General features: G+C 74.7%; 25 protein-coding genes. 13 read left to right on the top strand and 12 right to left on the bottom strand.

Annotated features, from left to right (window positions below; translation table 11 throughout):
• Window positions 1–45 precede the first annotated feature (45 nt).
• Together ABZS80_RS17810 and ABZS80_RS17805 are read right to left on the bottom strand one after the other, a co-directional pair.
• The gene (locus ABZS80_RS17810) at window positions 46–882 is read right to left on the bottom strand and encodes a siderophore-interacting protein (protein WP_355057048.1); all 837 of its coding nucleotides are present in this window, start codon (window positions 880–882) and stop codon (window positions 46–48) included.
• Window positions 879–1,916 carry an ABC transporter substrate-binding protein gene (locus tag ABZS80_RS17805; RefSeq protein ID WP_355057046.1) on the bottom strand — a complete coding sequence of 346 codons (1,038 nt, stop codon included), beginning with the start codon at window positions 1,914–1,916 and terminating at the stop codon, window positions 879–881. The genes ABZS80_RS17810 and ABZS80_RS17805 overlap by 4 nt, the downstream gene beginning before the upstream one ends.
• A gap of 112 nt (window positions 1,917–2,028) precedes the next feature.
• Between ABZS80_RS17805 and ABZS80_RS17800 the strand changes: the two genes are divergently transcribed.
• From ABZS80_RS17800 to ABZS80_RS17785, 4 genes are all read left to right on the top strand, one after another.
• Window positions 2,029–3,060, top strand: coding sequence for an iron chelate uptake ABC transporter family permease subunit (locus ABZS80_RS17800; protein ID WP_355057194.1), 1,032 nt, complete (start codon window positions 2,029–2,031; stop codon window positions 3,058–3,060).
• Window positions 3,057–4,082, top strand: a complete 1,026-nt coding sequence (locus tag ABZS80_RS17795; RefSeq protein ID WP_355057045.1) for an iron chelate uptake ABC transporter family permease subunit — start codon at window positions 3,057–3,059, stop codon at window positions 4,080–4,082. Before ABZS80_RS17800 ends, ABZS80_RS17795 begins: the two co-directional genes overlap by 4 nt.
• 26 nt (window positions 4,083–4,108) lie before the next feature.
• Window positions 4,109–4,951 carry an ABC transporter ATP-binding protein gene (locus tag ABZS80_RS17790; RefSeq protein ID WP_355057192.1) on the top strand — a complete coding sequence of 281 codons (843 nt, stop codon included), beginning with the start codon at window positions 4,109–4,111 and terminating at the stop codon, window positions 4,949–4,951.
• A 210-nt stretch (window positions 4,952–5,161) separates the two neighbouring features.
• Window positions 5,162–5,380: a hypothetical protein gene (locus ABZS80_RS17785; RefSeq protein WP_355057043.1), complete on the top strand. Its 219-nt coding sequence runs from the start codon at window positions 5,162–5,164 to the stop codon at window positions 5,378–5,380.
• Between the two features lie 55 nt (window positions 5,381–5,435).
• Here the strand turns inward: ABZS80_RS17785 and ABZS80_RS17780 are convergent, their stop codons facing one another.
• Genes ABZS80_RS17780 through ABZS80_RS17740 form a run of 9 tightly spaced genes read right to left on the bottom strand, consistent with a single transcriptional unit; the run spans window position 5,436 to window position 14,109 of the window.
• Window positions 5,436–7,190 carry a ubiquinol-cytochrome c reductase cytochrome b subunit gene (locus ABZS80_RS17780; protein WP_355057041.1) on the bottom strand — a complete coding sequence of 585 codons (1,755 nt, stop codon included), beginning with the start codon at window positions 7,188–7,190 and terminating at the stop codon, window positions 5,436–5,438.
• Window positions 7,187–8,050: a Rieske 2Fe-2S domain-containing protein gene (locus tag ABZS80_RS17775; protein ID WP_355057039.1), complete on the bottom strand. Its 864-nt coding sequence runs from the start codon at window positions 8,048–8,050 to the stop codon at window positions 7,187–7,189. Before ABZS80_RS17775 ends, ABZS80_RS17780 begins: the two co-directional genes overlap by 4 nt.
• A complete protein-coding gene (locus tag ABZS80_RS17770; RefSeq protein WP_355057037.1) occupies window positions 8,047–8,832 on the bottom strand; it encodes a c-type cytochrome in 786 nt (261 codons plus the stop codon). Before ABZS80_RS17770 ends, ABZS80_RS17775 begins: the two co-directional genes overlap by 4 nt.
• Before the next feature lie 2 nt (window positions 8,833–8,834).
• On the bottom strand, window positions 8,835–9,221 hold the full coding sequence (locus ABZS80_RS17765; RefSeq protein ID WP_355057035.1) for a c-type cytochrome: 387 nt from the start codon (window positions 9,219–9,221) through the stop codon (window positions 8,835–8,837).
• Window positions 9,218–10,132 (bottom strand): cytochrome c oxidase assembly protein, encoded by a 915-nt coding sequence (locus ABZS80_RS17760; RefSeq protein ID WP_355057033.1) that lies wholly within the window; start codon window positions 10,130–10,132, stop codon window positions 9,218–9,220. The genes ABZS80_RS17765 and ABZS80_RS17760 overlap by 4 nt, the downstream gene beginning before the upstream one ends.
• On the bottom strand, window positions 10,120–10,518 hold the full coding sequence (locus ABZS80_RS17755) for a hypothetical protein (protein ID WP_355057031.1): 399 nt from the start codon (window positions 10,516–10,518) through the stop codon (window positions 10,120–10,122). The genes ABZS80_RS17760 and ABZS80_RS17755 overlap by 13 nt, the downstream gene beginning before the upstream one ends.
• Window positions 10,518–11,147, bottom strand: a complete 630-nt coding sequence (locus ABZS80_RS17750) for a cytochrome c oxidase subunit 3 (RefSeq protein ID WP_355057029.1) — start codon at window positions 11,145–11,147, stop codon at window positions 10,518–10,520. Before ABZS80_RS17750 ends, ABZS80_RS17755 begins: the two co-directional genes overlap by 1 nt.
• A complete protein-coding gene (gene ctaD / locus ABZS80_RS17745) occupies window positions 11,144–13,072 on the bottom strand; it encodes a cytochrome c oxidase subunit I (RefSeq protein WP_355057027.1) in 1,929 nt (642 codons plus the stop codon). Before ctaD ends, ABZS80_RS17750 begins: the two co-directional genes overlap by 4 nt.
• 8 nt (window positions 13,073–13,080) lie before the next feature.
• The gene (locus tag ABZS80_RS17740; protein WP_355057025.1) at window positions 13,081–14,109 is read right to left on the bottom strand and encodes a cytochrome c oxidase subunit II; all 1,029 of its coding nucleotides are present in this window, start codon (window positions 14,107–14,109) and stop codon (window positions 13,081–13,083) included.
• A 139-nt stretch (window positions 14,110–14,248) separates the two neighbouring features.
• On the opposite strand from ABZS80_RS17740, the gene ccsA reads away from it, so the two are divergent.
• The 5 genes from ccsA to ABZS80_RS17715 are packed head-to-tail and all read left to right on the top strand — an operon-like array spanning window position 14,249 to window position 18,803.
• Window positions 14,249–15,007 carry a cytochrome c biogenesis protein CcsA gene (gene ccsA, locus ABZS80_RS17735; RefSeq protein ID WP_355057023.1) on the top strand — a complete coding sequence of 253 codons (759 nt, stop codon included), beginning with the start codon at window positions 14,249–14,251 and terminating at the stop codon, window positions 15,005–15,007.
• The gene (locus ABZS80_RS17730) at window positions 15,007–15,414 is read left to right on the top strand and encodes a cytochrome c maturation protein CcmE (RefSeq protein WP_355057021.1); all 408 of its coding nucleotides are present in this window, start codon (window positions 15,007–15,009) and stop codon (window positions 15,412–15,414) included. The genes ccsA and ABZS80_RS17730 overlap by 1 nt, the downstream gene beginning before the upstream one ends.
• The gene (locus ABZS80_RS17725; protein WP_355057019.1) at window positions 15,404–17,344 is read left to right on the top strand and encodes a cytochrome c-type biogenesis CcmF C-terminal domain-containing protein; all 1,941 of its coding nucleotides are present in this window, start codon (window positions 15,404–15,406) and stop codon (window positions 17,342–17,344) included. The genes ABZS80_RS17730 and ABZS80_RS17725 overlap by 11 nt, the downstream gene beginning before the upstream one ends.
• Complete coding sequence (locus tag ABZS80_RS17720) at window positions 17,341–17,904, top strand: redoxin domain-containing protein (RefSeq protein ID WP_355057017.1); 564 nt, start codon at window positions 17,341–17,343, stop codon at window positions 17,902–17,904. Before ABZS80_RS17725 ends, ABZS80_RS17720 begins: the two co-directional genes overlap by 4 nt.
• Window positions 17,901–18,803, top strand: coding sequence for a cytochrome c-type biogenesis protein CcmH (locus tag ABZS80_RS17715; RefSeq protein WP_355057015.1), 903 nt, complete (start codon window positions 17,901–17,903; stop codon window positions 18,801–18,803). The genes ABZS80_RS17720 and ABZS80_RS17715 overlap by 4 nt, the downstream gene beginning before the upstream one ends.
• A gap of 57 nt (window positions 18,804–18,860) precedes the next feature.
• Here ABZS80_RS17715 and ABZS80_RS17710 read toward each other — a convergent pair whose 3' ends face one another.
• Window positions 18,861–20,519: an FAD-binding dehydrogenase gene (locus ABZS80_RS17710; RefSeq protein WP_355057013.1), complete on the bottom strand. Its 1,659-nt coding sequence runs from the start codon at window positions 20,517–20,519 to the stop codon at window positions 18,861–18,863.
• Window positions 20,520–20,618: 99 nt separating this feature from the next.
• Between ABZS80_RS17710 and ABZS80_RS17705 the strand changes: the two genes are divergently transcribed.
• From ABZS80_RS17705 to ABZS80_RS17690, 4 genes are all read left to right on the top strand, one after another.
• Entirely contained in the window at window positions 20,619–21,806 is a 1,188-nt protein-coding gene (locus ABZS80_RS17705) for a helix-turn-helix domain-containing protein (RefSeq protein ID WP_355057011.1), read from the top strand.
• 199 nt (window positions 21,807–22,005) lie between these two features.
• Window positions 22,006–22,737, top strand: a complete 732-nt coding sequence (locus tag ABZS80_RS17700) for an FkbM family methyltransferase (RefSeq protein ID WP_355057190.1) — start codon at window positions 22,006–22,008, stop codon at window positions 22,735–22,737.
• Window positions 22,738–22,989: 252 nt separating this feature from the next.
• Window positions 22,990–23,991 (top strand): LacI family DNA-binding transcriptional regulator, encoded by a 1,002-nt coding sequence (locus ABZS80_RS17695; RefSeq protein ID WP_355057009.1) that lies wholly within the window; start codon window positions 22,990–22,992, stop codon window positions 23,989–23,991.
• 121 nt (window positions 23,992–24,112) lie between these two features.
• Window positions 24,113–25,789 carry an ABC transporter substrate-binding protein gene (locus ABZS80_RS17690; protein WP_355057007.1) on the top strand — a complete coding sequence of 559 codons (1,677 nt, stop codon included), beginning with the start codon at window positions 24,113–24,115 and terminating at the stop codon, window positions 25,787–25,789.
• Window positions 25,790–25,850: the final 61 nt, after the last annotated feature.

Below are 25,850 nucleotides of genomic sequence, written 5' to 3'. Positions count from 1 at the left end.
TGGAGTATTAACCCCCGTGGCGCTGCGGTCCCGCCGCCGGGCCGGTCAGGCGCTCGCGGCCTCGGCCCGGAGGTCCTCCTCCGACGCGCCGCGCCGCCAGTAGCCGGCGAAGGTGACCCGGCGGCGGTCCAGCCCTCGCTCGCCCACCAGGTGCCGGCGGACCGACCGGACCATGCCGGCCTCGCCGGCGATCCAGGCGTACGGGGCGGCGCCGGGCAGCCGGGCGCCGCGCAGCGTGTCGGCCAGCAGGCTGCTGCCCGGTGTGGTGGCGCCCCGGACCAGCCAGGTCACCTCGGCGCGGGCGGCGCTGGGCAGCGGCTGGATGTCGCCGGCCGTGGGGACCTCGACGAAGGCCCGGACCGGGGTGCCGGCGGGCAGCCAGTCGAGGATCCCGCCGACGGCCGGCAGCGCGGTCTCGTCGGCGACCAGCAGCACGGAGTCGGCGCCGGTGGGCGGCTGGAAGCGCACGGTGCGCTCGTCGGGCACGGCCGGGCCGAGCACCAGCACCTGGTCACCCGGCCGGGCCCGGCCGGCCCAGCGGGTGGCCGGGCCGGTGTCACCGTGCCGGACGAAGTCGATGTCCAGCTCGCCGAGCTCCGGGCGCTGCGCGCGGATCGTGTAGGACCGCATCACGGCCCGGACGGCGGGGTCCAGGGCCTGCCAGGCCGCGTACCAGTCCTCCCCCGCCCCGACCGGGACGACCGGGGCGTCCTGGCCGGGGTGCGGCAGGAAGACCGAGACGCTCTGGTCGCGGCCGCCGCCCGCGAACTCGCCGAGGTCGTCGCCGCCGAAGGTGACCCGGACCAGGCAGTCGCCCACCGCCCGGGTGGCGGCCACCCGGGCGGCGTAGAACCGGTAGCGCAGGGCGACCGCGGTGGTCACGCGCTGACCTTCTTCGCGGCCCGGATGGCGGTGGCCAGGTTCTCCAGCAGCGGGGCGGCGCCGGCGTACGAGAAGCGGGGCACCGCGTCCCACGGGGTGACCTGGTTGGCCTTCACCGCGGGCAGCTGCGCCCAGGTGGGCTTGGCGGCGAGATCCTTGGGCTGCAGGGCGGTGGGGCGGTTGTCGAGCAGGATCAGGTCGGCCGGGAACTTGGCGGTGTTCTCCCAGCTCAGCGCCTCGAAGTAGTCGCCCTGTTCGAGCTTGGTCGGCACCACGATGTCGACGCCGAGTTCGGCGAAGTACATGAGGTCGGTGCTGACCTTGGGGTTGGAGACGTAGAACAGGTCGGGGCTGCCGGAGGCGGCCATCACCCTGATCCCCGGGTTCGCCTTGACCGCCTGGCGGACCGCCTCGGCGGCGGCGGTGAACCGGGCCTTCGCGTCGGTGACCTTCTTCGCGTCGAGGTCGGCGCCGAGGGAGCGGGCGAGTTCGGCGTACCGCTCGATCGGCCTGGTCATCGGCACGCGCGCGGTGGTGATGGCGACGCTCGGTGCCAGCGGGAGGATCTTCGCCTTGCTCTCGTCCGGGACGTACCAGAGCGCGCCCGGGTCGTACATGTGGGTGACCAGCAGGTCGGGCCGGAGCCCGGCGTACTTCTCCAGGTTGAACTCGCCCCAGGCGTTGCCGAGGATCTCGACCTGCTCGACGTTCAGGTCGCCGGCCTGCGGCTCCTTGCTGCCGTCGGCCTTCTTCGTCTCGCCGAACACGCCGACGATCTGCGTGTCGAGTCCGAAGTCGACCAGGGCGGCGGCCACCCCGGTGAAGGCGACGATCCGGGACGGTCGGGCTGCGGCGTCGACCTTCTGCTGCCGGTCGTCGGTGAACGACCAGGGGCCGCCGGTCGGGCCGGCGCTGGTGGCGGCGTCGTCGCCGTCCTTGCCGCAGCCGGCGAGGAGGGCGCCGAGGCCGGCGGCACCGGCGGCGGCGAGGAGGCCACGGCGGGAGAGCCGGCGGCTGGACGCGATGTCGGGCATGGCGAAGTCTTTCGGTACGGGTCTGCGAACGACCATGGACAGCGAGGTTAGGCTAACCTAACCCACGTCCCCGTCAAGGCCCTTCCTGCCCCCGGAGCCCACGCTGTCCGTCATCACCCCACCCCGAAGCGGCGCCGTCGCCGCCCCGGCGACCGGCCGCCGCCGGCTTCGGGCCGGCGGGCTCGCCCTCGGCGTGCTGCTGCTCGCCGCGGTGGCCGTGCTCAGCCTCGCCCTCGGCGCGAAGCCGCTCTCCCTCGCCGACGTGTGGCACGGCCTCACCGACCCGGCCTCCCCCGAGTACGCCGTGGTGCACCAGGGACGGCTGCCCCGCACCCTGCTCGGCCTTGCCGCCGGCGCGGCGCTCGGCGTCGCCGGCGCGGCCATGCAGACGCTGACCCGCAACCCGCTCGCCGACCCCGGCCTGCTCGGCATCAACGCGGGCGCCTCGGCCGCGGTGGCCACCGCCACCGCGCTGCTCGGTGTCGCCGACCTCGACCAGCAGGTCTGGTACGCGCTGCTCGGCGCCGCCGCGGTGACCGTCGCCGTGCACGCCATCGCCGGCGGCCGGCAGGCCACCCCCGCCCGGCTGGCCCTGGCCGGCGCGGCGCTCAACGCGGCCCTCTACTCCTACGTCAGCGCCATGATGCTGGTCGACAGCACCTCGCTGGAGCGCATGCGGTTCTGGACCGTCGGCTCCCTCGCCGCCGCGCGCACCGACACCCTGCCGAGCCTGCTGCCGTTCGTCCTGGCCGGGCTGGTGATCGCCCTGCTGGTGACCCGCCCGCTGGCCGCCCTGGCCCTCGGCGACGACTCCGCCCGGGCGCTCGGCGCCCGGCCCGGCCTGGTCCGGGGCGCGGTGATCGTCGCCGTCACGCTGCTCTGCGGGGCGGCCACCGCCGCGTGCGGGCCGATCGTCTTCGTCGGCCTGCTCGCCCCGCACCTCGTACGCGCCCTCACCGGGCCCGACCCGCGCCGGCTGCTGCCCTGGTGCGCCGTGTTCGCACCGGCGCTGCTGCTCACCGCCGACGTGGCCGGCCGGCTGCTGGGCCGCCCCGGCGAACTCCAGGTCGGCCTGGTCACCGCCGTGCTCGGCGGTCCGCTCTTCCTGCACCTGGTCCGGCGCGGACGGGTGGGCCGGCTGTGATCGTGCTGCGCCTTCCCGGCGGGCTGTCGCTGCGCCTGCGCCCCCGCGCCCTCGTCGTCGGCCTGGCCGGCACGCTGCTCGCCCTCGGCCTCGCCGTGCTGGCCGTCGGCGCCGGCGACTATCCGATCGCCCCGGCCGACGTGCTGCGCGTGCTGGCCGGCGGCGGCAGCCCCGCCGACCGGTTCATCGTCACCGAACTGCGGCTGCCCCGGCTGGCCACGGCCCTGGCGGCCGGCGCCGCCCTCGGCCTGGCCGGCGCGGTGTTCCAGTCCCTGACCCGCAACCCGCTGGGCAGCCCCGACGTCCTCGGGGTCACCTCCGGCGCCGCCACCGGCGCGCTGACCGTGGTGGTGGCCGGCGGCGGCAGCGCCGCGCTGGCCGGGGCCGCCGCCGCCGGGGGGCTGGCCACCGGCCTGCTGCTCTACGCGCTGGCCGGCCGGCACGGCGTCGGCGGGCACCGGCTGGTGCTGGTGGGCATCGGCGTCACCGCGATCCTCACCGGCGTCAACGGCTGGCTGCTCACCCGCGCCCCGCTGATGGACGCCGCCCGCGCCGCGCTCTGGATCACCGGCAGCCTGGACGGGCGGGGCTGGGCGAACGCCCTGCCGGTGCTCGGCGCGCTCGCGGTGCTGCTGCCCGCCGTGCTGCTCGCCCGCGCCCCCGCGCTGCGGCTGCTGGAGATGGGCGACGACTCCGCGGCCGGGCTCGGCGTGCCGGTGCGCCGGGTCCGGACGGCCGCGCTCGGCTCGGCCGTGCTGCTGGTCTCGGCCGCCGCGGCGGCCGCCGGGCCGGTGTCCTTCCTGGCGCTGACCGCGCCGCACCTGGCCCGCCGGCTCACCCGCGCGCCCGGGCCGAACCTGCTGCCGTCGGCCGTCGTCGGCGCGGCCCTCCTGCTCGCCGCCGACCAGCTCGCCCAGCACGCGGTGGCCGGCCGGCAACTGCCCGTCGGCGTCGTCACCGGCGTACTCGGCGGCGGCTACCTCGCCTGGCTGCTCGCCGGTGAACGCGGAAGCCGGCGATGACCGGCCCCGACGAGAAGGGAACCCTGATGCGGCCCGACACCCCCCGGCTGGTCGGCGAGGCGCTGACCCTCGGCTACGACCGGCGCACCGTCGCCGAGGACCTCACGGTCGCCGTCCCCGACGGGTCCTTCACGGTGATCATCGGGCCGAACGCGTGCGGCAAGTCGACGCTGCTGCGCGCCCTGGCCCGGCTGCTGCGCCCGGCCCGCGGCACGGTGCTGCTCGACGGCGCCGACATCCACCGCCGGCCGGCCCGCCAGGTGGCCCGTACCCTCGGGTTGCTCCCGCAGTCGGCGGTGGCCCCGGACGGGCTGACGGTGGCCGAGCTGGTGTCCCGGGGCCGCTACCCGCACCAGGGCCTGCTGCGGCAGTGGTCCCGCGAGGACGAGCGGGTGGTCGACCGCGCGATGGCCGACACCGGGGTCGCGGAGCTCGCCGACCGGCCGGTCGACGAGCTGTCCGGCGGGCAGCGGCAGCGGGTCTGGATCGCCATGGCGCTGGCCCAGCAGACGCCGCTGCTGCTGCTCGACGAGCCGACCACCTACCTGGACATCGCCCACCAGGTCGAGGTGCTGGACCTCTGCGCCCGGCTGCACGAGAAGCAGGGGCGCACCCTGGTGGCGGTCCTGCACGACCTGCACCAGGCCGCCCGGTACGCCACCCACCTGGTGGCCATGCGGGACGGACGGGTGGTTGCCGCCGGCGACCCGCGGCGGATCGTCACCACCGAGCTGGTCGAGGAGGTGTTCGGCCTGCCCTGCCGGATCATCGAGGACCCGGAGACCGGCACGCCACTTGTGCTGCCGGCGGTCCGCCGACCCGGCGCCGACGCAAAGCCCGCCCCGGCCGTCCCCGGAGGCCCGCGCTGATCGACGCCCCCGCCCGGACCGGCGCCCACCGACGTTGGTGCGGCCCATTGCCGGGTAAGCGAGCCGGGACCGTGAACCGCCACAACCAGGAAGTGGCGAGACGGACGACAGCGGCCAAAGGGTGCGGCCAGGCCGTCACCGGCACGATCGGCCTTCGACCCGGCGACGCCGACCGGGTCCCCCGTTCGTCCGCCCACCGAAGGAGGAACGATGGCTCGCGATCCCGCCCAGATGAAGACCGGTGAGCTCCGCAAGCAGGCGGAACGCGCCGGAATGCGCAACGTCGACCAGATGAACAAGGGCGAGATGATCCGGAAACTCGGTGGGTCGGCCAACGCCAACCAGGGCGGCGGCCAGCGGCAGAAGGACCCGCGCCCGAAGGGCATCAGCCCGCAGGACTACAAGAACGTGCCCGGCAACCAGACCTGACCACCAGCCGACGCCTGGTGCCCCGCCCGTCCCGGGTGGGGCGCCAGGCATCGGTTCACCCACCGCGCGGCGCCGCGTCCACGTCCTCCACCGGCTCGGCTTCGTCACCGTCCCGCTGCCGGCGGCGGTCGCGCCTGCGCTCGACCAGCGCCGCGACGAGCAACGAACCGGCGGCTGCCGCCCGTCCCCACCGGCGCAGGGCGGCCCGCACCGGCCCGGGCGGAGGCGGTGGGGGCGGCCCCGGCACCACGACCCGGTCCACGCCCGGGTACGCCAGTCGGGCGGCCTCGACCGCCTCCTCCTCCGACACGGCGACCCGGTTGGCGGTCAGCACCACCCGCCGGGCCTCGTCGCGGTAGCGCCACCGCCACACCTCCCCCTCCGGCCACAGCTCGATCCGCACCCCCGGTCGGTCCGGCGCGGGGATCTCGGGTTCGTCGTCGCGCTGCGCGGGTCGGCGGGAGGGACGGCCGGCACGCCGCAGGTCGACCCGGGTGAGGTCCCCGAGCGAGGTTGCGTCGCCGCGGCGCAGCGCCCGCGCGGTCAGGAACGCGACGGCGCCGGTCAGGATCGGCAGGACGAGCACCAGGACCCGGAAGAGGTACAGCAGGTCGTAGACCGGCACCCCGAGCAGCCGGGCCAGGAGGTCGTCGCCCGCGGCCACCACGAGCACCGCGAAGAAGGTCAGGGCGGCCACACCGACACCGATCCGCACGGGGTGGTCCCGGGGCCGGTCGAGCAGGTGGTGCTGACGGCGGTCGCGCGTGCGCAGGCGCTCGGCGAACGGCCAGAGGTAGAGGGCCAGGAAGGTCAGCCCGCCGAGCACGACGCCGGGGAAGAACGGCGCCGGCACCAGGTAGCCGCCGATGCGGAACTCCCAGGGCGGGAACAGGCGCAGCGCGCCGTCACCCCAGGCGACGTACCAGTCCGGCTGCGCCGGCGAGGTGGACTGGGCCGGCTCGAACGGTCCGTAGAGCCACACCGGGTTGATCTGGGCCAGGCCGCCGAGGGCGAACAGCACCGCCAGCACCCAGGCGAAGAGGGCGAGCGAGCGCAGGGTGTAGCTCGGCCACAGCCGGGACCCGACCACGTTGTGCTCCGTCCGGCCCGGGCCCGGGAACTGGGTGTGTTTCTGCCGCACCAGGATGCCCAGGTGCAGGGAGATGAGGGCGACGAGGACGGCCGGCACGAGCAGCACGTGGGTGACGAACATCCGCGGGATCATCGCGTCGGAGGGGAACTCGCCACCCAGGGCCAGGGCGGCCAGCCAGGTCCCCACCAGGGGAATCGACTCCACCACCGAGGTGATGATCCGCAGGCCCAGTCCGGAAAGGAGGTCGTCGGGCATGGAGTAGCCGGTGAAGCCGTTGGCCAGCGCGAGGGTCAGCATGGTGACGCCGATCAGCCAGTTGATGTCGCGCGGCTTCCGGAACGCCCCGGTGAAGAAGATCCGGGAAAGGTGCAGGACGATCGCGGCGACGAAGACCAGCGAGGCCCAGTGGTGGGTCTGCCGGATCAGCAGACCGGCGCGCACGTCCCAGCTCAGCCGCACCACCGAGGCGTACGCGGCGGAGGTGGTGCTGCCGTCCAGTGGGGCGTACGACCCCTGGTAGACGCGGTCGGCGGAGCTGGCGTCGAAGAAGAAGGTGAGGTAGGCGCCGGTGAGGACCAGCGCCACGAAGGAGTAGAGCGCGAGTTCGCCGAGCATGAACGACCAGTGGTCGGGGAAGACCTTCGCCAGCGCCCGGCGGGTGATCGGGGAGAGCCGGAGCCGGTCGTCCAGCGCGCGGGCCAGCCGGTTCATGATCATGGCCGGCTCCAGAAGCCGGCGCCGGGCGGCGCGGTGAAGTCGCCGGTGGCCCGGAGGAAGCCGTCCGGACCGACCTCGATCGGCAGTCCCGGCAGCGGCCGCGCCGCGGGACCGGCGACCGCCCGGGCGCCGGCCAGCAGGTCGAACGACGACTGGTGGCAGGGGCAGAGCACCCGGCCCGTGCCCTTGAGATAGAGCCGCACCGGGCAGCCGGCGTGGGTGCAGAGCATCGACCAGACGACCAGGCCGCCCAGGTGGCCGCCGGCGGGCGGGCGGGAGAAGCGCTCGGGGTCGAGGCGGACCACGAAGGCGGGGGCGTCGCCGGCGGCGGGGTCCCCCTCGGGGAAGACCGCCACCATCGTCTCGGCGGGCACGTCGTCCGGCCGCAGGGGTCGTCCCGTGTCGTCGACCAGCCGCACGCCGGGCCCCCACGGGGTGTCCTTGAGGGTCCGGGGCGGGCGCACCCGGTCCAAGGGAAGCAGGGAGCGCAGCGGGAAGAGCGCGGCGACGCCGAGGGCGGTCAGCGCGAACCCGAGTGCCGCGAGCAGACCGTACCGGCGCGTCGGGCTGTCCGGCGCGGCGAACTCCGCCGCGGTCATCGCCTGCTCGGCCGGGGGCGGGGTGAAGCCCTCGTGCTCCTCGACGTACCCGCCGACCGGGACCAGCCGCCCAGCCCAGACCGCGAGCCCCACCGCAAGGCCGGCGAACGCGACCGCCAGGCTCACCCCCTCCCACCGGGTGTCGCCGCCCAGCCCGTACGTCACCGCGAAGCCGGCCGCCCCGGCGGCGCTCACCAGGAACGCGCCGACGATCCGGCGGCTCGCGGACTCCTCGGCCGGCGACGGGGGCGGCCGCCTCACTCCGCCGCCCTCCGGCCCAGCCAGCGCACGCCGGCCACCAGGAGTACGAGCACCGCCAGCCAGGCGAGCAGCCCCTCGGCCAGCGGGCCGAGCCGGCCGAGCGGGTTGCCGCCCGGGTCCAGCCGCTCGGTGCGCAGCCGCCGCACGTAGCTGGTCAGGTCGTCGACCTGCTGATCGGTGAGCACCTGGCCGGGGAAGGCCGGCATCAGCCCGGGCCCGACCCGGACCGCCTCGGCGATCTGGGTGGGCGAGGCGTCGTACAGCGGTGGGGCGCTCCAGCCGTTCGTGAGCACGGCCCCCGAACCGGTAGCCCCGTGGCAGGGCGCGCAGTTGGCGGCGAAGAGGTCCCGGCCGGAGACCACGTGGCCGGGGGCGACCCGGGGGATCCGCGGGCCGCCGCCGCCGAAGCTGGCGACGTGGTCGACCAGCGCGGAGATGTCCTCGGCGGAGAGGACGGGCTCGCGGCGCCGCGGCTGGGAGACTTCGCCCCACACGGGCATCCGGCCAGTGGAGAGCTGGAAGTCCACCGCGGCGGGCCCGACGCCGACCAGGGACGGCCCCTGCTGCGACCCCTGCCCGCGCACGCCGTGGCAGCTCGCGCACTGCTGCAGGTAGAGCTGGGTGCCGCGGTCGCCGGCGGGGGTGGTGGTGGCCGGGGTCGGCGTGGGGTCGGGCGCGGGCGCGAGGGCCACCGGGCCCACGGCGAGCGCCAGCACGGACCCGGCCACGAGGGCCCGGCGCGGGTGCGGGGCGGGCAGGGTCACCGCTCGTGGTCGCCGCATCCTCAGTCCAACGTGTAGAGGTACGCGGCGATGTCCTGCGCGTCGATCGCGCTGACGCCGAGGTTCGGCATGGCGGTGCCCGGCTCGACGGCCTGCGGGTCGTTGATCCACCGCCGCAGGTTGTCCGCGTTGTTCGGCAGCTCACCGGCGATGTACGACCGGGCGCCGAACCGGGTCAACGGCGGGCCGACCAGCCCACCGGCCCGGTCGACGCCGGGGACGGTGTGGCAGGAGCCGCACCCGTACTGGGCGATCAGCTTCGCGCCCCGGTCCGGCCGCCCGGCGCGGGTCTCGGGCGGTGGTGGTGGCGACGTCGACGCGCAGCCGGTCACGGCCACGATCGGCAGCGCCGCCAGCACCGCTGCCAGCATCCAGAGACGACGGCTCATCGCACCATCCCTTCGGTTGCCGCGTCGCTCGCCGTCGGCACGGCGGGCCGGCCGGGCCCGGCCGGGACGAGGCGGGCGGGCCGCTCCCGGTCCAGCCGCAGCAGCCAGCCGAGGAAGACCGCCAGCGCCGCCACCAGGACCACCAGGTCCATCGGCGCCCACATCAGCAGCCCGGCGAGCTGTTGGTCGGCGAGCGGATCGGGGCCGAGGACGCGCGCCGGGTAGACCGGTTCGGGGGCGAAGGTGAGGACCGCGCCGAGCGCGGAGGCGGGCAGCATGGTGCCGACCAGCAGCAGCAGCGACACCGGCGCGGGCGTCCGGTGGCGGGCCGGGCCGAGCACCGGCGCCCACAGCAGCCAGGCCGCCGCCACCAGGCTCAGGTGCTCGGCGGCGTGCAGGACCGGGCGGTCGACCGCGGCGACGTACGGGCCCGGCAGGTGCCACACCCACACGGCCAGGGTCTGCGCCGCCGCGGCCAGCAGGGCGTACTCGGCCGGACGGCGCAGCCGGCGCACCGGCGCCGCGGCCCGGACGCGGGCCAGCAGGCGGCGCAGCGGGCGGGGCGTGGCCAGGGTGAGCGGCAGTCCCGCCGCACCGGCCGCGAGCAGCGGGCCCGCCACCAGCAGGAGCAGCATGTGCTGGGCCATGTGTCCGGCGTAGGAGGACTCCGCCAGCCGGTGCACCGGCCCCTGGTCGGCCGCCAGCACCACCACCAGTCCGGCGCCGAACGCCGTCACCCGCCGGCCCGCCACCACCCGGCCGCGGCCGCGCCGCGCCCACAGCTCCTGCACACCCCGGCCGTAGCCGGCGGCGAGCAGGCAGACCACGGCCACGGCCAGCATCGTCAGCAGCCCGTCGGCCACGTCGCCCGGGCCGGACCCGTGGGCCCGGTAGACGGTCAGCCCTGACATGGCGGGAAGACCAGCACGGCGACCCCGCCGAGCACGATGATCGTCAGGAACAGGAGGTTCGCCCAGACCCCGACCACGGCGAGCATCCGGGAGCGGTCGACGGCGCGGTCCTCGGCGCCGGCCGACGCCCGGGCGGTGCGCCGCCACGCCAGCGTGGCCACCAGCAGCGATCCCACGGTGACCAGGGCCGGGATCACCACCGCGAGCCACACCGCCAGCCAGAGCGGCACGGCGGAGACGCGCTCGCGGCCCGCAGCGCAGGTCAGCTCGTCCAGCGGCCAGGCCACGAGCAGGTGCGCGGCCCAGGCCACGGCCCCGCCGAGGACGCCGTACCAGAGCAGCAGCCCGCCGGCCAGGCGGGTGTGCGGGCCGGGTCCGGTGGTCATCACAGCCGCGGGGAGAGGTAGATGGTGAACAGGATGGCGACCCACACCGCGTCGACGAAGTGCCAGTAGATCGCGGCGTTGCGGACGCGTTCGTGGCGGTGGGACCCGAAGCTGCCACCGCGCAGGGAGGCGGCGAGCAGCCACCCGATCATGGTCAGCCCGACCAGCACGTGCAGCCCGTGGAAGCCGGTGATCAGGTAGAACAGCGAGCCGTAGACGTCGGTGGTCATGGTGAAGTGCTTGAGGTCCTCGGCGTACTCGACGGCCAGCAGGGCCAGGAAGGTCAGCCCGAGCACCAGGGTGGCGGCGAGCCCGGCCCGCAGCCGCCCGCGCCGGCCGCGCCGGATGCCGTGCTCGGCCCAGACGACGGGCAGGCTGCTGGGCACCAGGACCGCGGTCATCAGCAGCGGGATGAGCAGCTTCGGCTTGTCGACGCCGCCCGGCGGCCACTGCGGACCGAACTGGAAGCGGAGGTAGAAGTAGCTGCCGAGCAGGCAGGCGAAGAGGGTGGCCTCGGTGGCCACGAACAGCACCATGCCCCACCAGCCGGTCGGCCGGCCGACCGGCTCCTCCGTGGTCAGCGCCGTGACGCCGGTGGCCGCGGCCACGACCCCGCCCTGGTGCGTCATGACGCCACCCCGAGCTCCTCGTCGGGGCGGCGCGGCGGCCAGAGCCAGGCCGCGATGGTCGCCGCCACCACCAGCACGGCGACGACCGCGACGGGGTACGCGGCCAGCAGCATGGCGGTGAAGAAGACCAGCAGCGCGCCGGCGAGGACGAGTGGCTTGAACGACGCTTCGGGCATCTCCACCGCCCGCTCGGTGCGGGCGTCCAGCTCGCTGGTGAACAGGGTGCGCCGGCCGTCGCTGAGGACGCGGTCCGCGGTGGCGCCGGTGGTGGTCGACTCGGTGGTCCGCGCGTCCCAGGTGGGGTGCAGGCTGTGCACCCGGGGAATGACCGGGAAGTTGTACGGCTCGGGCGGCGAGGCCGTTGACCACTCCAGGCTGTCGCCCTCCCAGGGGTCCGCCGGCGCCGGCCGGCCTCGCCGCACCGCGTGCACCACGCCGACGAGCACCAGCAGCAGCCCGAGCGCCAGCAGGTACGACCCCACGGTGCTGACCAGGCTCCACCCGTCCCAGCCCGGCTCGCTGCCGTAGGTGTAGATGCGCCGGGGCATGCCGAACAGGCCGGTGAGGTGCATGGGGAAGAAGGTGACGTGCATGCCGGCGAAGGTCAGCGCGAACGCCCACCGCCCGAGCCCCTCGTGGTACATCCGGCCGGTGATCTTGGGGAGCCAGTAGTAGATGCCGGCGAGCATCGGGAAGACCGCCCCGCCGATCAGCACGTAGTGGAAGTGCGCCACGACGAAGTAGGAGTCGGTGACCTGCTGGTCGAACGCGGTGACCGCGAACATCGCGCCGGTGACGCCGCCGAGCACGAAGGTCACGAGGAACCCGATGACGAAGAGCAGCGGCACCCGCAGCACCAGCCGGCCGAGCAGCATGGTGGCCAGCCAGGCGAAGATCTGGATCCCGGACGGGATGGTGATGACGGTGCTGGCCGCGCTGAAGAAGCTGTAGGACAGCTGCGGCAGCCCGGTGGCGAACATGTGGTGCACCCAGACCCCGAACGAGATGATCGCGATCGCCACGATGGAGAGCACGATCAGCGAATAGGCGACCACGCCCCGGCGGGTGAACGCGGGCAGCACCGCGGAGACGATGCCCAGCGCGGGCAACACGATGATGTACACGTCGGGATGTCCGAATATCCAGAACAGGTGCTGCCAGAGCAGCACGTTCCCGCCGCCGGACGGGTCGAAGAAGTGGGTGCCGAACCGGCGGTCGAAGAAGAGCATCGCGTTGTCCGCGTTCAGCGCCGGCAGGGCGAAGACCACCATGAACGCGGTGGCCACGATCGCCCAGACGAACAGCGGCACCCGGTTGAGCGACATCCCCGGTGCCCGCAGCTTGAGCGCGGTGACGATGAAGTTGATGGCGCCCGAGGTGGTGGAGATGCCGAGGAACAGCAGCCCCAGGGCGTAGACGTCCATGTGCAGGCCCGGGTTGTGCTGCACCTGGTTCAGCGGCGCGTACGCGAACCACCCGTTGTTGGGTGCCGCCCCGAACGGCAGGCTGGCCCACATGAACAGCCCGGCGAAGAGGAACACCCAGTAGCCGAAGGCGTTCAGCCGGGGAAACGCCATGTCCCGGGAACCGATCATCAACGGCACCAGGAAGTTGCCGAAGCCGAAGAGCATCGGGGTGGCGAACAGGAAGATCATCGCCGTGCCGTGCATGGTGAAGAGCTGGTTGTACTCCTGCGGCGACACCACGCCGGACTCGGGCCGGGCGAGCTGGGTGCGCATCACCAGGGCGCTGAGCCCGGCGAGGACGAAGAAGAACGCGGCGGTGACCAGGTAGCGCCGGCCGATCTTCTTGTGGTCCACCGTGGTGAACCAGGCACGCAGCGAGCGGGGCTCGGCCCAGTGCTCGGCCAGCCGGGCCAGGTCGTCCCGGCCCACGCCGGGGGCGGTGCTGGTGGTCGAGGACATGGCGGCCCCTACTCCAGCGACCGCAGGTAGGCGATGAGGTCGGGCAGTCGGGCGGCGTCGACCGGCTGCGGGGGCATGGCGTTGCCCGGCTTGACGGTCTGCGAGTTGGCGATCCAACCGCCGAGGTGTCCGGCGTCGTTGGGCACCGCACCGGCGCCGATGCTCCACCGCCGGCCGAGGTTCGACAGGTCGGGCCCCACCTGCCCCTGCGCGCCGGTGCCGCGGACCGTGTGGCAGGCGGCGCAGGTGCCTTGAACGAAGGTCTGCTGGCCGCGCCGTTCGGCCTCGGTCCGCGGCGCCCGGGCGGGGGCGTCGAGCCGGGCCAGCCAGGCGTCGAAGTCGGCGCGGGGTTCGGCCACCACGAGGAACGCCATGTGGGCGTGCTGGGTGCCGCAGTACTCGGCGCACTGGCCGCGGTAGCTGCCGCCACGCCGGGCCTCCACCCAGGTCTCCCGGGTCTCGCCGGCAATCAGGTCCGTCTTCGGCATCAGCTGCGGCACCCAGAAGCTGTGCAGCACGTCGTCGGTGCGCAGGCGGACCCGGACCCGCTCCCCCACCGGAATGTGGATCTCGTTGGCGGTCGCGCCGGAGGCGCCCGCGTACCGCACCTCCCACCACCACTTGTGGCCGGTGACCTCCACGGTGGGCGCGTCGCGGCCCGGGCCGGCGCCGAGCGCGGCGAGGTCCCGCAGACCGACGCCGTAGACCGCCACGAGGATGATGAACGGCAGCCCGGCCCCGGCGATCGTGACGAAGCGCAACGGCTGGCCGTGACGCACCCGGGCGGCGCCCCGCCGGAACACGAGCGCCCAGGCCAGCAGCGCCATGACCTCGGCGAACACCGCCATGGAGATCCAGAACAACAGCCACCACAGGCCGCTGACCCGCGCCGCGCCGGTCCCCGCCGGATTCAGGGCCGACGGGCTGCCGCCGGAGCAGCCGGCGAGCAGCAGCGGGCCGTAGAGCAGCGGCAGCACCGAGCGCGGCCGGCGCTGCCGCCGGACCGGGCGCGAGGTGGTCTGCGCTGTCGTCTTCACCGGCAAGGACCTTAGTACCGGTTTTCGGCGTTAATACCTTTTATCCCCGAACGACGGCATCTGGGGCGCGGACCGCCCTATGGTGGGTCCAGTTCCCACCTTCTCGGTCAAGCGCCCCAGGGACGCGGACAGGGAGATGATGCAAGCCTCCACCGTGGACCTCCTCACGGACACCGCCAGAGCGGCCGGGGCACGTCGGACGATGGCCTGGGCCGCCGGCGGGCTCGCCGCCGCGGCCACGGTGGCCGGCGGATGGCTCGCACCCGCCGATGAACTGCAGGGCGACGCGCAACGCCTGATGTACCTGCACGTCCCCGCCGCCTGGGTGGCGTACGCCGCGTTCGCGGTCGTGCTCGCGGCCAGCGGGGCGTACCTGATCGGCGGTGACCTGCGCTGGGACCGGTTCGCCCGGGCGGCGGCCGAGCTCGGGGTGGTGCTCACCGCCGCCGCCATCGCCACCGGGTCCGTCTGGGGGCACCTGGTGTGGGGCACCTGGTGGGCCTGGGATCCCCGGCTGGTCAGCACCGCCCTGCTCCTGCTCGCCTACGCCGGCTACCTCGCCCTGCGCCGGGCGCTGGCCGAGCACCGGGGAGCACGCGACGGCGGCGACCACCGGGTGGCCCGGCCCGCCGCGGTCGCCGGCGTCGCCGGTTTCCTCCTCGTGCCCGTGGTGCACTTCTCCGTGGTCTGGTGGCGCTCGCTGCACCAGCAGGCGACGGTCCTGGCCCCGCAGCGGCCGCCGATCGACCCCCGGATGGCCACCGCGCTGCTCTTCGCCGTGGCCGCCGCGACCCTCGCCGCGTTCTGCCTCCTGCTGCACCGGGTGGTCCGCCTGGAGCGCCGCCTGGCCCCCGAGCCCTCCCCCGCCGCCGAGCGCACGCCGGCCGGAGTCGGATGATGCCTCGCCGGGCGGGCCGGGTGGCTCTCGTCGTGGTGCTGCTCGCCGCCGGCGGCCTGCTGGTCACCAGCGCGCTCCGCGACACCGTCACGTACTACCGGACGCCGGGCGAACTGCTCGACGATCCGGGCCTCGCGGGCCACCGGGTCCGCCTCGGCGGCGACGTCGTGCCCGGATCGCTGCGCCACGACGGCGATCTGGTCGTGTTCCGCCTCGCCGAGGCGGGCCACGAGATCACCGTCGAGCAGCGCGGCGCACCCCCGGAGACCTTCCGGGAGGGAACCGGGGCGGTCGTCGAGGGCACGCTGTCGTCCGACGGCGTGTTCCGCTCGGAGCACGTGGTGGTCCGGCACGGCAACGAGTACCGGCCGTCGTCCTCCCCGGTGGTTCCGGTCGATGCTGGGTGACCTCGGCACCGCCGGCCTCGCCGTCGGGCTCGCCTGCGCGACCCTCACCGCCCTGCTCTGGGTGCGGGTGGCCCTGTTCGGCGCGGCCGTCCGCACCGCCCGGCGCGGCACCGCCGCCACCCTGGCCGCCGCCGCCCTGGCATGCGGCCTGCTGGAGACGGCGCTGCTGCGGCACGACTTCAGCGTCCGGTTCGTGGCCGAGAACGGCGGCCGGGACGTCCCGCTCTACTACACCCTGACCAGCCTCTGGTCGGCCCTGGACGGTTCGCTGCTGCTGTGGTTGCTGATCCTCGGCGGGTACGCCGCGCTGCTGGCCCGGCGCGCGTACCCGCCGCGGCTGCACGCGTACGCCATGGTGGTCGTCAGCGTGGTCATGCTGTTCTTCTTCGCGCTGTCCACCTTCGCCGCGAACCCGTTCCGGGCGGTGAGCCCGGTGCCGGTCGACGGCCCCGGACCGAATCCACTGCTCCAGCAGCACCCGGCCATGGGCGTGCACCCGCCGCTGCTCTACGCCGGCTACCTCGGTCTGGTCGTACCGTTCGCGTTCGCGGTGGCGGCGCCGCTGGCGGGACGGGCCGGGCCGGGCTGGGTGCGAATGGCACGTCCGTGGGCGCTGGTGGCCTGGGCGGCGCTGACCGCCGGCATCGGGATGGGCGCCTGGTGGTCGTACGCGGTGCTGGGCTGGGGCGGCTACTGGGCGTGGGACCCGGTGGAGAACGCCTCCCTGCTGCCCTGGCTGACGGCCACCGCGTTCCTGCACACGACCCTGGTCCGCGGCCGGGTTGCCTGGCACGGTGCGCTCGCCTGCGCGAGCTTCCTGCTGGTGCTGCTCGGCACCTTCCTCACCCGATCCGGTGCGGTGGCCAGCGTGCACGCCTTCACCGACTCGCCGCTGGGCCCGATGCTGCTCGGCTTCGTGCTGCTGGCGGTGGTGGTGTCGGCCGTCCTGACCGGCCGTCGGGCCCCCGAGCCGACCCGCCCCGGGCGCTCCCCGGCGCTGTCCCGAGCCACCCTGGTGCTGGTCCACGGCGTACTCCTGGTGACCATCGCCGCGGTGGTGCTGATCGGCACGATCCTGCCGCTGCTCACCGCCCCGCTGACCGGGGCGGGCTCCTCGGTCGGCCCCGCCTACTACCAGCGCACCGCGGTGCCCCTGGCGGTCGTGGTGCTGCTGGTGATGGGCGTGACGCCGGCCCTGCGGGTCCGCGACCGGTCGGCGGCGCTGCGGCGGCTCGTCGTCCCGGCCGCCGCCGGTCTGGGCACCGTGGCCCTGGCCGGCCTGCTCAGCCGGCCCGGTCCGGCCGCTCTCACCGCGTTCGGCGCGGCCGGGTTCGTCCTCACCGGACTGGCCGGGGACCTGGCCCACCGGTTACGCCGGCCCGGCCCGCACCGGCGGCCCAGCCGGCTCGCCGGGCTGGTCGCGCACGCCGGTCTCGCCCTGGTCGCGGTGGGCGTCGCCGGCTCCTCGGCGTACGGCCGGGACGCCGAACGGACGCTGCGGGTCGGCGAGACCCTGCGGGTGAGCGACGTCGCGGTACGACTGATCGGGGTGGACCGGACCGGCGGCGGCGGCATGGCCGTACAGGCCCGGCTGGCGCTCACCGCGTCGGGCCGCGCCGCGCGGACGATCACGCCGGCGCTGCGGTACCACGCCGCCCGGGACACCGCCGTCACCGTGCCGGCGATCGACACCCGCCCGCTGCGCGACACCTACGTCACGCTGCTCGCCGTCAGCCAGGACAGCGGCACCGCCACCGTGCGGCTCGCCGTGAACCCGCTCGTGGGCCTGATCTGGGCCGGCGGCGCCCTGACCGCCGTCGGCGGGTTGCTCGCGGCCGCCGCCACGGCCCGCCCGCGGACCGGCCGGGCCGCTCGCGCGGACCGACCGCGACCCGCCCCGGTGGCCGTCGGACCGGGAGCCGCGACGTGAGACGGCCGACCGCGCGGCGCCCCGGATGGCTGCGCGCAGGGCCGGCGACGGTCCTCGCGCTCACCGTCGCCGTCGGCGCCCTGATCGCCTTCGGCCTGCGCGCACCCGCCACGCCGGACCCTGCCGGGGCCACGGCGGTGGCCGGCCGACCCGCCCCGGCGCTGTCCGGCGCCACCCTGGACGGTGGCCGCTTCGCGCTGTCCGAGGCCCGGGGCCAGGTGGTGCTGGTCAACGTGTTCGCCTCCTGGTGCGGGCCGTGCCGGGACGAGCTGCCAGTGCTGGTGGATGCCGAGCGCAGCTGGTCCCCGCGCGGCGTCCGGCTGGTCGGGCTGAACATCCGCGACGGCGCCGACGCGGTCCGGGCGCTGCTCGACGAGACCGGTGCCACCGGGTTGACCGTGGTGCCGGATCCTGACGGGACGCGGGCGGTCGAGTGGGGCGTGCGGGGCGTGCCGGAGACCTTCGTTGTCGGCCGGGACGGCCGGCTCGTCGACCGGCAGCAGGGGGTGGTGACCCGGCAGTGGCTGGAGCAGCGGATCGCGCCGCTGCTGGCCGGATGAGGTGGCGTCGCGCCCTGGTGGCGCTCGTGCTCGTCACGCTCGCCGCAGCGGCCGGCGCGGCGCTGGCCCGGTCGGCGGGCGACCCCGGCGGGCAGGACCCGGTACGCGCGGTGTCCGCCGAGCTGCGCTGCCCGGCCTGTCAGGGCGAGTCGGTGGCCGACTCCCGGTCACCGATCGCGGCGGCGATGCGGCAGGTGGTGGCGGACCAGGTCGCCCAGGGGCGGGACGCAACCGAGATCCGGCGATGGTTCGTCCAGCGGTACGGCGCCGACGTGCTGACCGACCCACCGGCCCGCGGGGTCCGGCTGCTGCTGTGGGGCGTACCCGTGCTGGCGCTGCTGGCCGGCGGCTACGCGGCCCTGCGGACGCTTCGACCTGGTGCCTCCCGGACCGGTTCCGCCGCACCCCGGACGCCGGACGCTCGGGCCGCACGATGGGCGTGGCGGGTGGTGTCCGTGGGGGTGCTGGCGCTCGTGGCGTCCGTCGCGATCGTCGCCAACCGGCTCGACCCGCCCGCCCGGCCGGCGCCGGCCGACCCGGTCGCGGTCGCCCTCCAACTCGCCCACGACCTGGAGACCCAGGACCGCTACGACGTCGCCGCGCAGATGTACCAGGAGGCGCTGCGGGACCGGCCCGACGACGCCGTCCGGCTGCGACTCGCGTTCGCGCTGCTCCGGGCCGGCGACGGCGCCGCCGCGCAACGAACCGCCCGGGACGTGCTCGCCCGGGAGCCGGATTCCCCCGACGGCCTGTTGGTGCTGGGGCTGGCGCAGCGGGACAGCCGGTCCGTCGAGGCGGAAGACACGCTGCGGCATTTCCTGACCGTCGCACCGGCGCACCCGGCCGCCGCGGAGATCAGGCGGCTGCTCCCGACGGGCCGGGAATTTACCGGGCGCTGACGGTGATCTTGGAAGATTGCCGGGGCGCCGCCCGGCGGGTCCCGGCCGGCGTGCGGGCTACCCGACCGCGGCCGCGGCGGCCCGGCCGGCGGTGCGGCCGGAGAAGAGGCAGCCGCCCAGGAAGGTGCCCTCCAGGGCGTTGTAGCCGTGCATGCCGCCGCCCCCGAAGCCGGCGACCTCCCCGGCGGCGTACACCCCGGCGAGGGGCTCGCCGTCGGGGCGCAGCACCCGGCCGGACAGGTCCGTGTGCAGGCCGCCGAGGGTCTTGCGGGTCAGCACGTGCAACTGCACCGCGATCAGCGGGCCGGCGGCCGGGTCGAGCAGCCGGTGCGGGGTGGCGACCCGGATCAGCCGGTCACCCCGGTAGCGGCGGGCGCCCCGGATGGCATGCAGCTGCGCGTCCTTGCCGAACGGGTGGGCGATCTCCCGGTCCCGGGCCTCGACGAGCCGGCGCAGCCCCACGGCGTCGAGCTGCGGCCCGCCGCTCTCGACGGCCAGCTTGTTCATCCCGTCGACCAGCTCCGGCAGGTCGCCGGCGACCACGAAGTCCGCGCCGTGCCGCTTGAACGCCTCCACCGGCCCGGGCGCGCCGGGGCGGACCCGCTGGAGCACCTGCCGCACGCTGCGGTTCGTCAGGTCCGGGTTCTGCTCCGAGCCGGACAGCGCGAACTCCTTCTCCAGGATCTTCTGGGTGAGCACGAACCAGCTGTAGTCGTGGCCCGTGGCCCGCAGGTGGCGCAGCGTGGCGAGGGTGTCGAAGCCGGGGAAGAGCGGCGCCGGCAGCCGCTCGCCGGTCGCGTCCAGCCACAGCGAGGACGGCCCGGGCAGGATGCGGATGCCGTGCCCCGGCCAGACCGGGTCCCAGTTGCGCAGCCCCTCGGTGTAGTGCCACATCCGGTCCGGGTTGATCACCTGACCGCCCGCCGACTCGGTGACCGCGAGCATCCGGCCGTCGACGTACGCGGGCACCCCGGTGACCATCCGCTCCGGCGGGGTGCCGAGCCGCGCCGGCCAGGCCCGCCGGACCAGGTCGTGGTCGCCGCCGATCCCGCCCGAGGTGATGATCACGGCCTGCGCCCCGTACGCGAAGTCGCCCACCACGGTCCGGGAGGTGGGTCGCCCGCGCGGGGCGTCGTCGGGAGCGAGCACCGCGCCGCGTACGCCGGTGACCGCGCCGCCGCTTGTGACCAGCTCGTCGACGCGGTGCCGGAACAGCAGCCGGATGCGGCCTTCCTCGGCGGCGGCGCGGACCCGCCGAGCGAACGGCTCGACCACGCCCGGGCCGGTGCCCCAGGTGACGTGGAACCGGGGCACCGAGTTGCCGTGGCCGTGGGCCGCTCCCCCGCCCCGCTCCGCCCAGCTCACCACGGGGAAGACCCGGTGGCCCAGGCCGCGCAGCCAGGCGCGCTTCTCCCCGGCCGCGAAGTGCACGTACGCCTCGGCCCACCGGCGCGGCCAGTGGTCCTCGGGGCGGTCGAAGGCGGCGCTGCCGGTCCAGTCCTGCCAGGCCAGCTCGACGGAGTCCCGGATGCCCATCCGCCGCTGCTCCGGCGAGTCGACCAGGAAAAGCCCGCCGAACGACCACCACGCCTGCCCGCCGAGGTTCTGCTCCGGCTCCTGGTCCAACAGCAGCACCCGGCGGCCCGCGTCGGCGGCCTCGGCGGCGGCGACCAGGCCGGCCAGCCCGGCGCCGATCACGATCACATCGGTATCCACGGCACCGACGGTACGTAGCCTGGTGCCAAAATCCTTGGTCCGGGCGTGCGTGATCCGCCACCGGATTTGTCACCGCGATGACAAAGTGGGGAGCCGACGTTGGCGGACACGCTGCTCGACATCGAGCCCGGCCTCGCGCGCCTCGCGCCGGCGGTCGGCGAGCAACTGCGCGGCCTGCGCGCCCCGCTGCACGGGCGGATCCTGGAGACCGTCCGCGCGGCCATGCGGGCGCAGGGCCGCTCCCTCACCGGCGGGCAGGGGCGCGGCCTGGCCCTCGGCGTGCGGACCGCGGTCGACGCCTTCGTCGACGCGGTCGCCGATCCGGCTCGCGACCTGGCCGACACCCGGGCCGTCTTCCACGCGCTCGGCCGCACCGAGTACCGGGAGGGGCACCGGGTCGACGCGCTGCGCGCCGTGCTCACCCTCGGCGGCCGGGAGATCTGGGCCTTCCTGGTCACGCACACGACGACCGCCGGCCCCGCCCCGGCGGACCTGTACGTGGTCGCCGGGGCGCTCTTCGGCTACGTCGACGCGCTGGCCGGCGCCGCCGCCGAGGGATACCTGGACGAGCAGCGCGACGCCGCGCAGGACTGGGCCACCACCCGCCGGCGGCTGATCACCCTGCTCGTGCAGCCGGAACCGCCCGCCGAGGCCGCGCTGCGCGCCGCCGCCGACGCGGCCCGCTGGCCGCTGCCCCGCACGGTGGCCGTCCTCAGCGTCGACGGCGACGACGCCGAGCACCTGGGACGGACCATCGGCGGCGGCGCGATCGCCACCGTCATCGACGACGTGGTACGGATCGTGCTGCCCGAGCCGGACACGCCCGGGCGGCTGGACCGGGCCCGCCGGGCGCTGGCGGGACGGCGGGCGGCGCTCGGGCCCAGCGTGGCGCTGGGCCGGGCCCGGCTGTCGTACCGGATCTCCGGGCGGGCCCTGGCGTTGCGCCGCGACGGGGTGCTGCCGGCCGACCCGCTCGCCGGGGACGCGCACCCGCTCACCCTGCTGCTGCGCTGGGAGCCGGGCCTGGCCGACCATCTCGCCGACGCCTGCCTCGCGCCGCTGGCCGGCCTGCGGCCGGCCGCCCGGCGGGCCCTGGCCGAGACCCTGCACGGCTGGCTGCGGCGGCAGGGGCAGGTGATCGCCGTGGCCGAGGACCTGCACACCCACCCGCAGACCGTGCGCTACCGGATGCGCCGGCTGCGGGAGCTGTTCGGCGACGCTCTCGACGATCCTGACCGGCGGCTGGTGCTCCACCTCGCGCTGCGCCACCGCCTCGGCGGCGGGTAGGCGTCGGCCTGGCGAACGTGCTCCGGGTGCTCCTCGCCGGGTGGTGGCTGGCTCACACCGCCTAGAGCATCCTAGGAGGCTGGGTGGCGGGCTTGCGGTGGGTCATCCGAAAGGGGCTCATGAACAGGTCCGCGCCGCTAGCGTCGGCAGGGTGGGTGGTCATATCGGGGTGATCGAGGCACTCAAGGCAGACCCCACCATGTCGGGCCTGCGCCGGTCCCTGGAGGCGTACTACGGCGACCCGGACCGCGAGGCGGCGATGGACGCCTTCTACGCCCCCCTGGTCCGCCCCGGCGCTCTGGTCTTCGACGTCGGCGCGCACGTCGGTGACCGGCTCGGCAGCTTCCGCCGGCTCGGCGCCCGCGTGGTGGCCGTCGAGCCCCAACCGCTCTGCACCCGTGCCCTGCGCGCCCTGTACGCGGACGACGAACACGTCACCGTCGTCGAGGCGGCGTGCGGTGCGCGTACCGGGCCGGTGCGGCTGCACGTGAACTCGGCGAACCCGACGATCTCCACGGCGTCGGCGGGGTTCCTGCAGGCCGCGCACGGGTCCGGCGGCTGGGCGCACGAGGTGTGGGACGCCGAGATCGAGGTGGCCGGCACGACGCTGGACACGCTGGTCGCGGCGCACGGCGTACCCACCTTCGTGAAGATCGACGTGGAGGGCTTCGAGGACGCCGTGCTGGCCGGGCTGAGCCGGCCGCTTCCGGCCCTGTCCTTCGAGTTCACCACCATCGAACGCGACCTGGCGGTGCGCTGCCTGGACCGGCTCACCGGCCTGGGCTTCACCTCGTTCACCGTGGCGCTCGGCGACGAGATGGGGTTCGCCCTGCCCGGTTGGCGGCCGGCGGACGACATCGCGGCGTACCTGCAGGCCCTGCCGTACGAGGCCAACTCGGGCGACGTCTACGCCCGCGCCCGCCCGGCCTGACCGGCCGTCGACCGGGCCGGGCCGGCAACCGCAGGGCCGGCACTCCCCGGCCGCCATCCGCGTATCGACGCTGCTCACACCCTTGATCGACCGCACTGTCCACAGCCACTTTTTTCACGTTTCGAACTTAGCCATGTTTCGTTATCCGGCCGTTATTGACGTGACCGCCGCCACTTCGGTTGACTGCGACGGAACCGCTTCCGCAACCGGTTCCGAAACATCCACCTCACCCCTGCGACCCGGGAGCGTCACGTGCCGATCACCATCGCCGACGTCGCCACGCGCGCCGGCGTGAGCAAGACGACGGTGTCGCGGGTGCTCAACGGCAAGGGCGAGGTGCACGTCCGCACGGCGGACCGGGTCCGCGCCGTCATCAACGCCCTCGGGTACGTGCCGAGCGCCCGCGCGGTCGGCCTGGCCCGCGGGCGTACCCGGGTGGTCGGCATGCTGGTGCCCGCCCTGACCTGGCCCTGGATGGGTGAGGTGCTCCAGGGCGCGGCCGACGTGGTCGAGGCCGAGGGCTACGGCATGCTGCTGTTCACCTGCACCCAGGGCGACGAGTCGATGCGGCGGTTCGCCTCCCAGGTCTCCGCGAAGTCCTTCGACGGCCTGCTCGTGGTCGAGCCGGAGGGCACCCTCGACTACATCACCGAGCTGCACGAGCGCGGCCTGCCGGTCATCCTCATCGACGACCGCGGCCACCAGCCCGGCTTCCCGTCGGTGCGCACCACCAACGAGTCCGGCGCGCGGGCCGCCGCCGCGCACCTGCTGGGGCACGGCCGGAAACGGCCGCTGGTCGTTACCGGCCTGCGCCGCTTCGGCTGCACCCGGGAACGGCTCGCCGGCTTCGCGGACGGCTACGCCGACGCGGGCCTGCCCATCGACCCCGCCCTCGTCGTGGAGGGCGACTTCACCTTCGAGTGCGGGCGGGTCGCGGTGGAACGCCTGCTCGCCGACGGGGTGCCGTTCGACGCCGTCTTCGCCCACAACGACCTCTCCGCCGCCGGGGCGCTCCAGGCGCTGCGCGACGCCGGCCGGCGGGTCCCCGAGGACGTGGCGGTGGTGGGCTTCGACGACCTGCCGCTGGCCGGGCACACCCACCCACCGCTGAGCTCGGTCCGCCAGCCGTTGCGGGAGATGGGGGCGGTCGCCGCGCGCACCCTCATCGCCCACCTCGCCGGCACGCCGCTGCCCCACGCCCCGACCGTCATCCCCACGACCTTCACCGTCCGCGCCTCGACCGGCAGCACCTGACCTCGCCACCGCTGCAGTTCCACCCGCACCGGCGGGCGCCCCGCCCGCCGGTGGTAACACCGCACACCCTCCATCCACCACATCCCGCTCGAGGATTGCGGGAGCACCGAGGGAGACCTCCATGAGAAGAAGGCAACTCCTCGCCGTCGCGCTGGCCGGCGCGATGGCCACCGGCGTCGCCGCGTGCGGCGACAGCCCGAACGCCAACAAGAAGAACGGCCAGGCGGCCACGGTGCTGAACGTCGGCATGCCGAACGGCCCGCAGGCCGAGAACAACAACCCGTTCCTCACCACGTCCGCCGCGGCCTCGCTGGGCTACCGCTGGCAGATCTACGAGCCGCTGATGATGTGGAACCCGGTGAAGCCGGCCGACCCGTTCAAGCCGTGGCTGGCCACCAAGGCCGAGTGGTCGTCGGACTACACCTCGGTGAAGGTCACCATCCGGGACAACGCCACCTGGTCGGACGGGCAGAAGGTCACCGCCGAGGACGTGGCCTTCACCTACAACCTGGTGAAGAAGTACCCGGCGCTGAACGACCAGGGCGTGCCCTACACGGACGCCACCGCCAGCGGCAACGACGTCACCATCAAGATGGAGAGCCCGCAGTTCGTCAACCAGCAGAAGGTGCTGTGGCGGGTGCCGATCGTGCCCAAGCACATCTGGGAGAAGATCAGCGACCCGACGACCGACACGGTCAAGCAGCCGGTCGGCAGCGGCCCGTACACCCTGAAGTCCTTCACCCCGGCCAGCATGACGCTGTCGGTGCGCGACAAGGGCTACTGGCAGGACCCGCCGAAGGTCAAGGAATTGCGCTACACCTCCTACACGGACAACAGCGCGCAGACCACCGCCCTGGCCAACGGCGAGTCGGAGTGGAGCTTCGTCTTCATCCCCAACTACCAGGCCGTCTTCGTGGCCAAGGACCAGGAGCACCACAAGGTCTGGGCGCCGGCGATCCTGGGCATCCACGGCCTCTACCTCAACACCACGAAGAAGCCGTTCGACGACCCGGCGCTGCGCCGCGCCATGAACATGGTCATCGACCGCGCCGACATCTTCACCACGGCCGAGGCCGGCTACTTCCACCCGCAGGTGAAGAGCGTGACCGGCCTGCCCAGCCCGGCCGGTGACTCGTTCGTCGCGCCCGAGTTCAAGGGCCAGGAGCACAAGGTCGACGTCGAGGGCGCCAAGACGCTGCTCGCCGGCGCCGGCTACAAGCTGGACGGCAACACCCTCAAGGACAAGGCCGGCAAGGCCGTCACGATCAAGCTGACCGACCCGGCCGGCTGGTCCGACTACCAGACCAGCCTGGAGATCGTGAAGGACAACCTGTCGAAGATCGGCATCGCGGCCACGGTCGACAAGGCCAACCAGGACGCCTGGTTCCGCAACGTCGAGCAGGGCAACTTCGAGGCGACCTTCCGGTGGACCGAGGGCGGCGCCACGCCGTACGACATCTACCGGACCATCATGGACGGCCGGCAGCTCAAGCCGATCGGCACCGCCTCCCCCGCCGGCAACTTCGGCCGCTTCAACAACAAGGAGGCGACCGACGCCCTGGTCGCCTACGCGAACGCGACCGACGACGCCGCGCGCACCACCGCCATGAACACGCTGCAGAAGATCTTCGTCGACCAGATGCCGATGATCCCGGTCGGCGCGGACAACATTGGCGGCGCGTACAGCACGAAGAACTGGACCGGCTGGCCGGACGACTCGAACCCGTACGGCGCCATGCAGCCCACCCAGCCCAACGCGCTGGACGTGGTCCTGCACCTCAAGCCCGCCAACGGCTGACGCCCGCACCGCCTCCCCGGCCGGCCCCCGGCCGGCCGGGGAGGCGCACCCCACGCTCAGA

The organism is Micromonospora sp. NPDC005305, assembly GCF_040607315.1.
Taxonomy (GTDB): domain Bacteria; phylum Actinomycetota; class Actinomycetes; order Mycobacteriales; family Micromonosporaceae; genus Micromonospora.
Note: the sequence above shows the minus strand (reverse complement) of the source record. Positions and strands in the feature narration are given on the sequence as shown.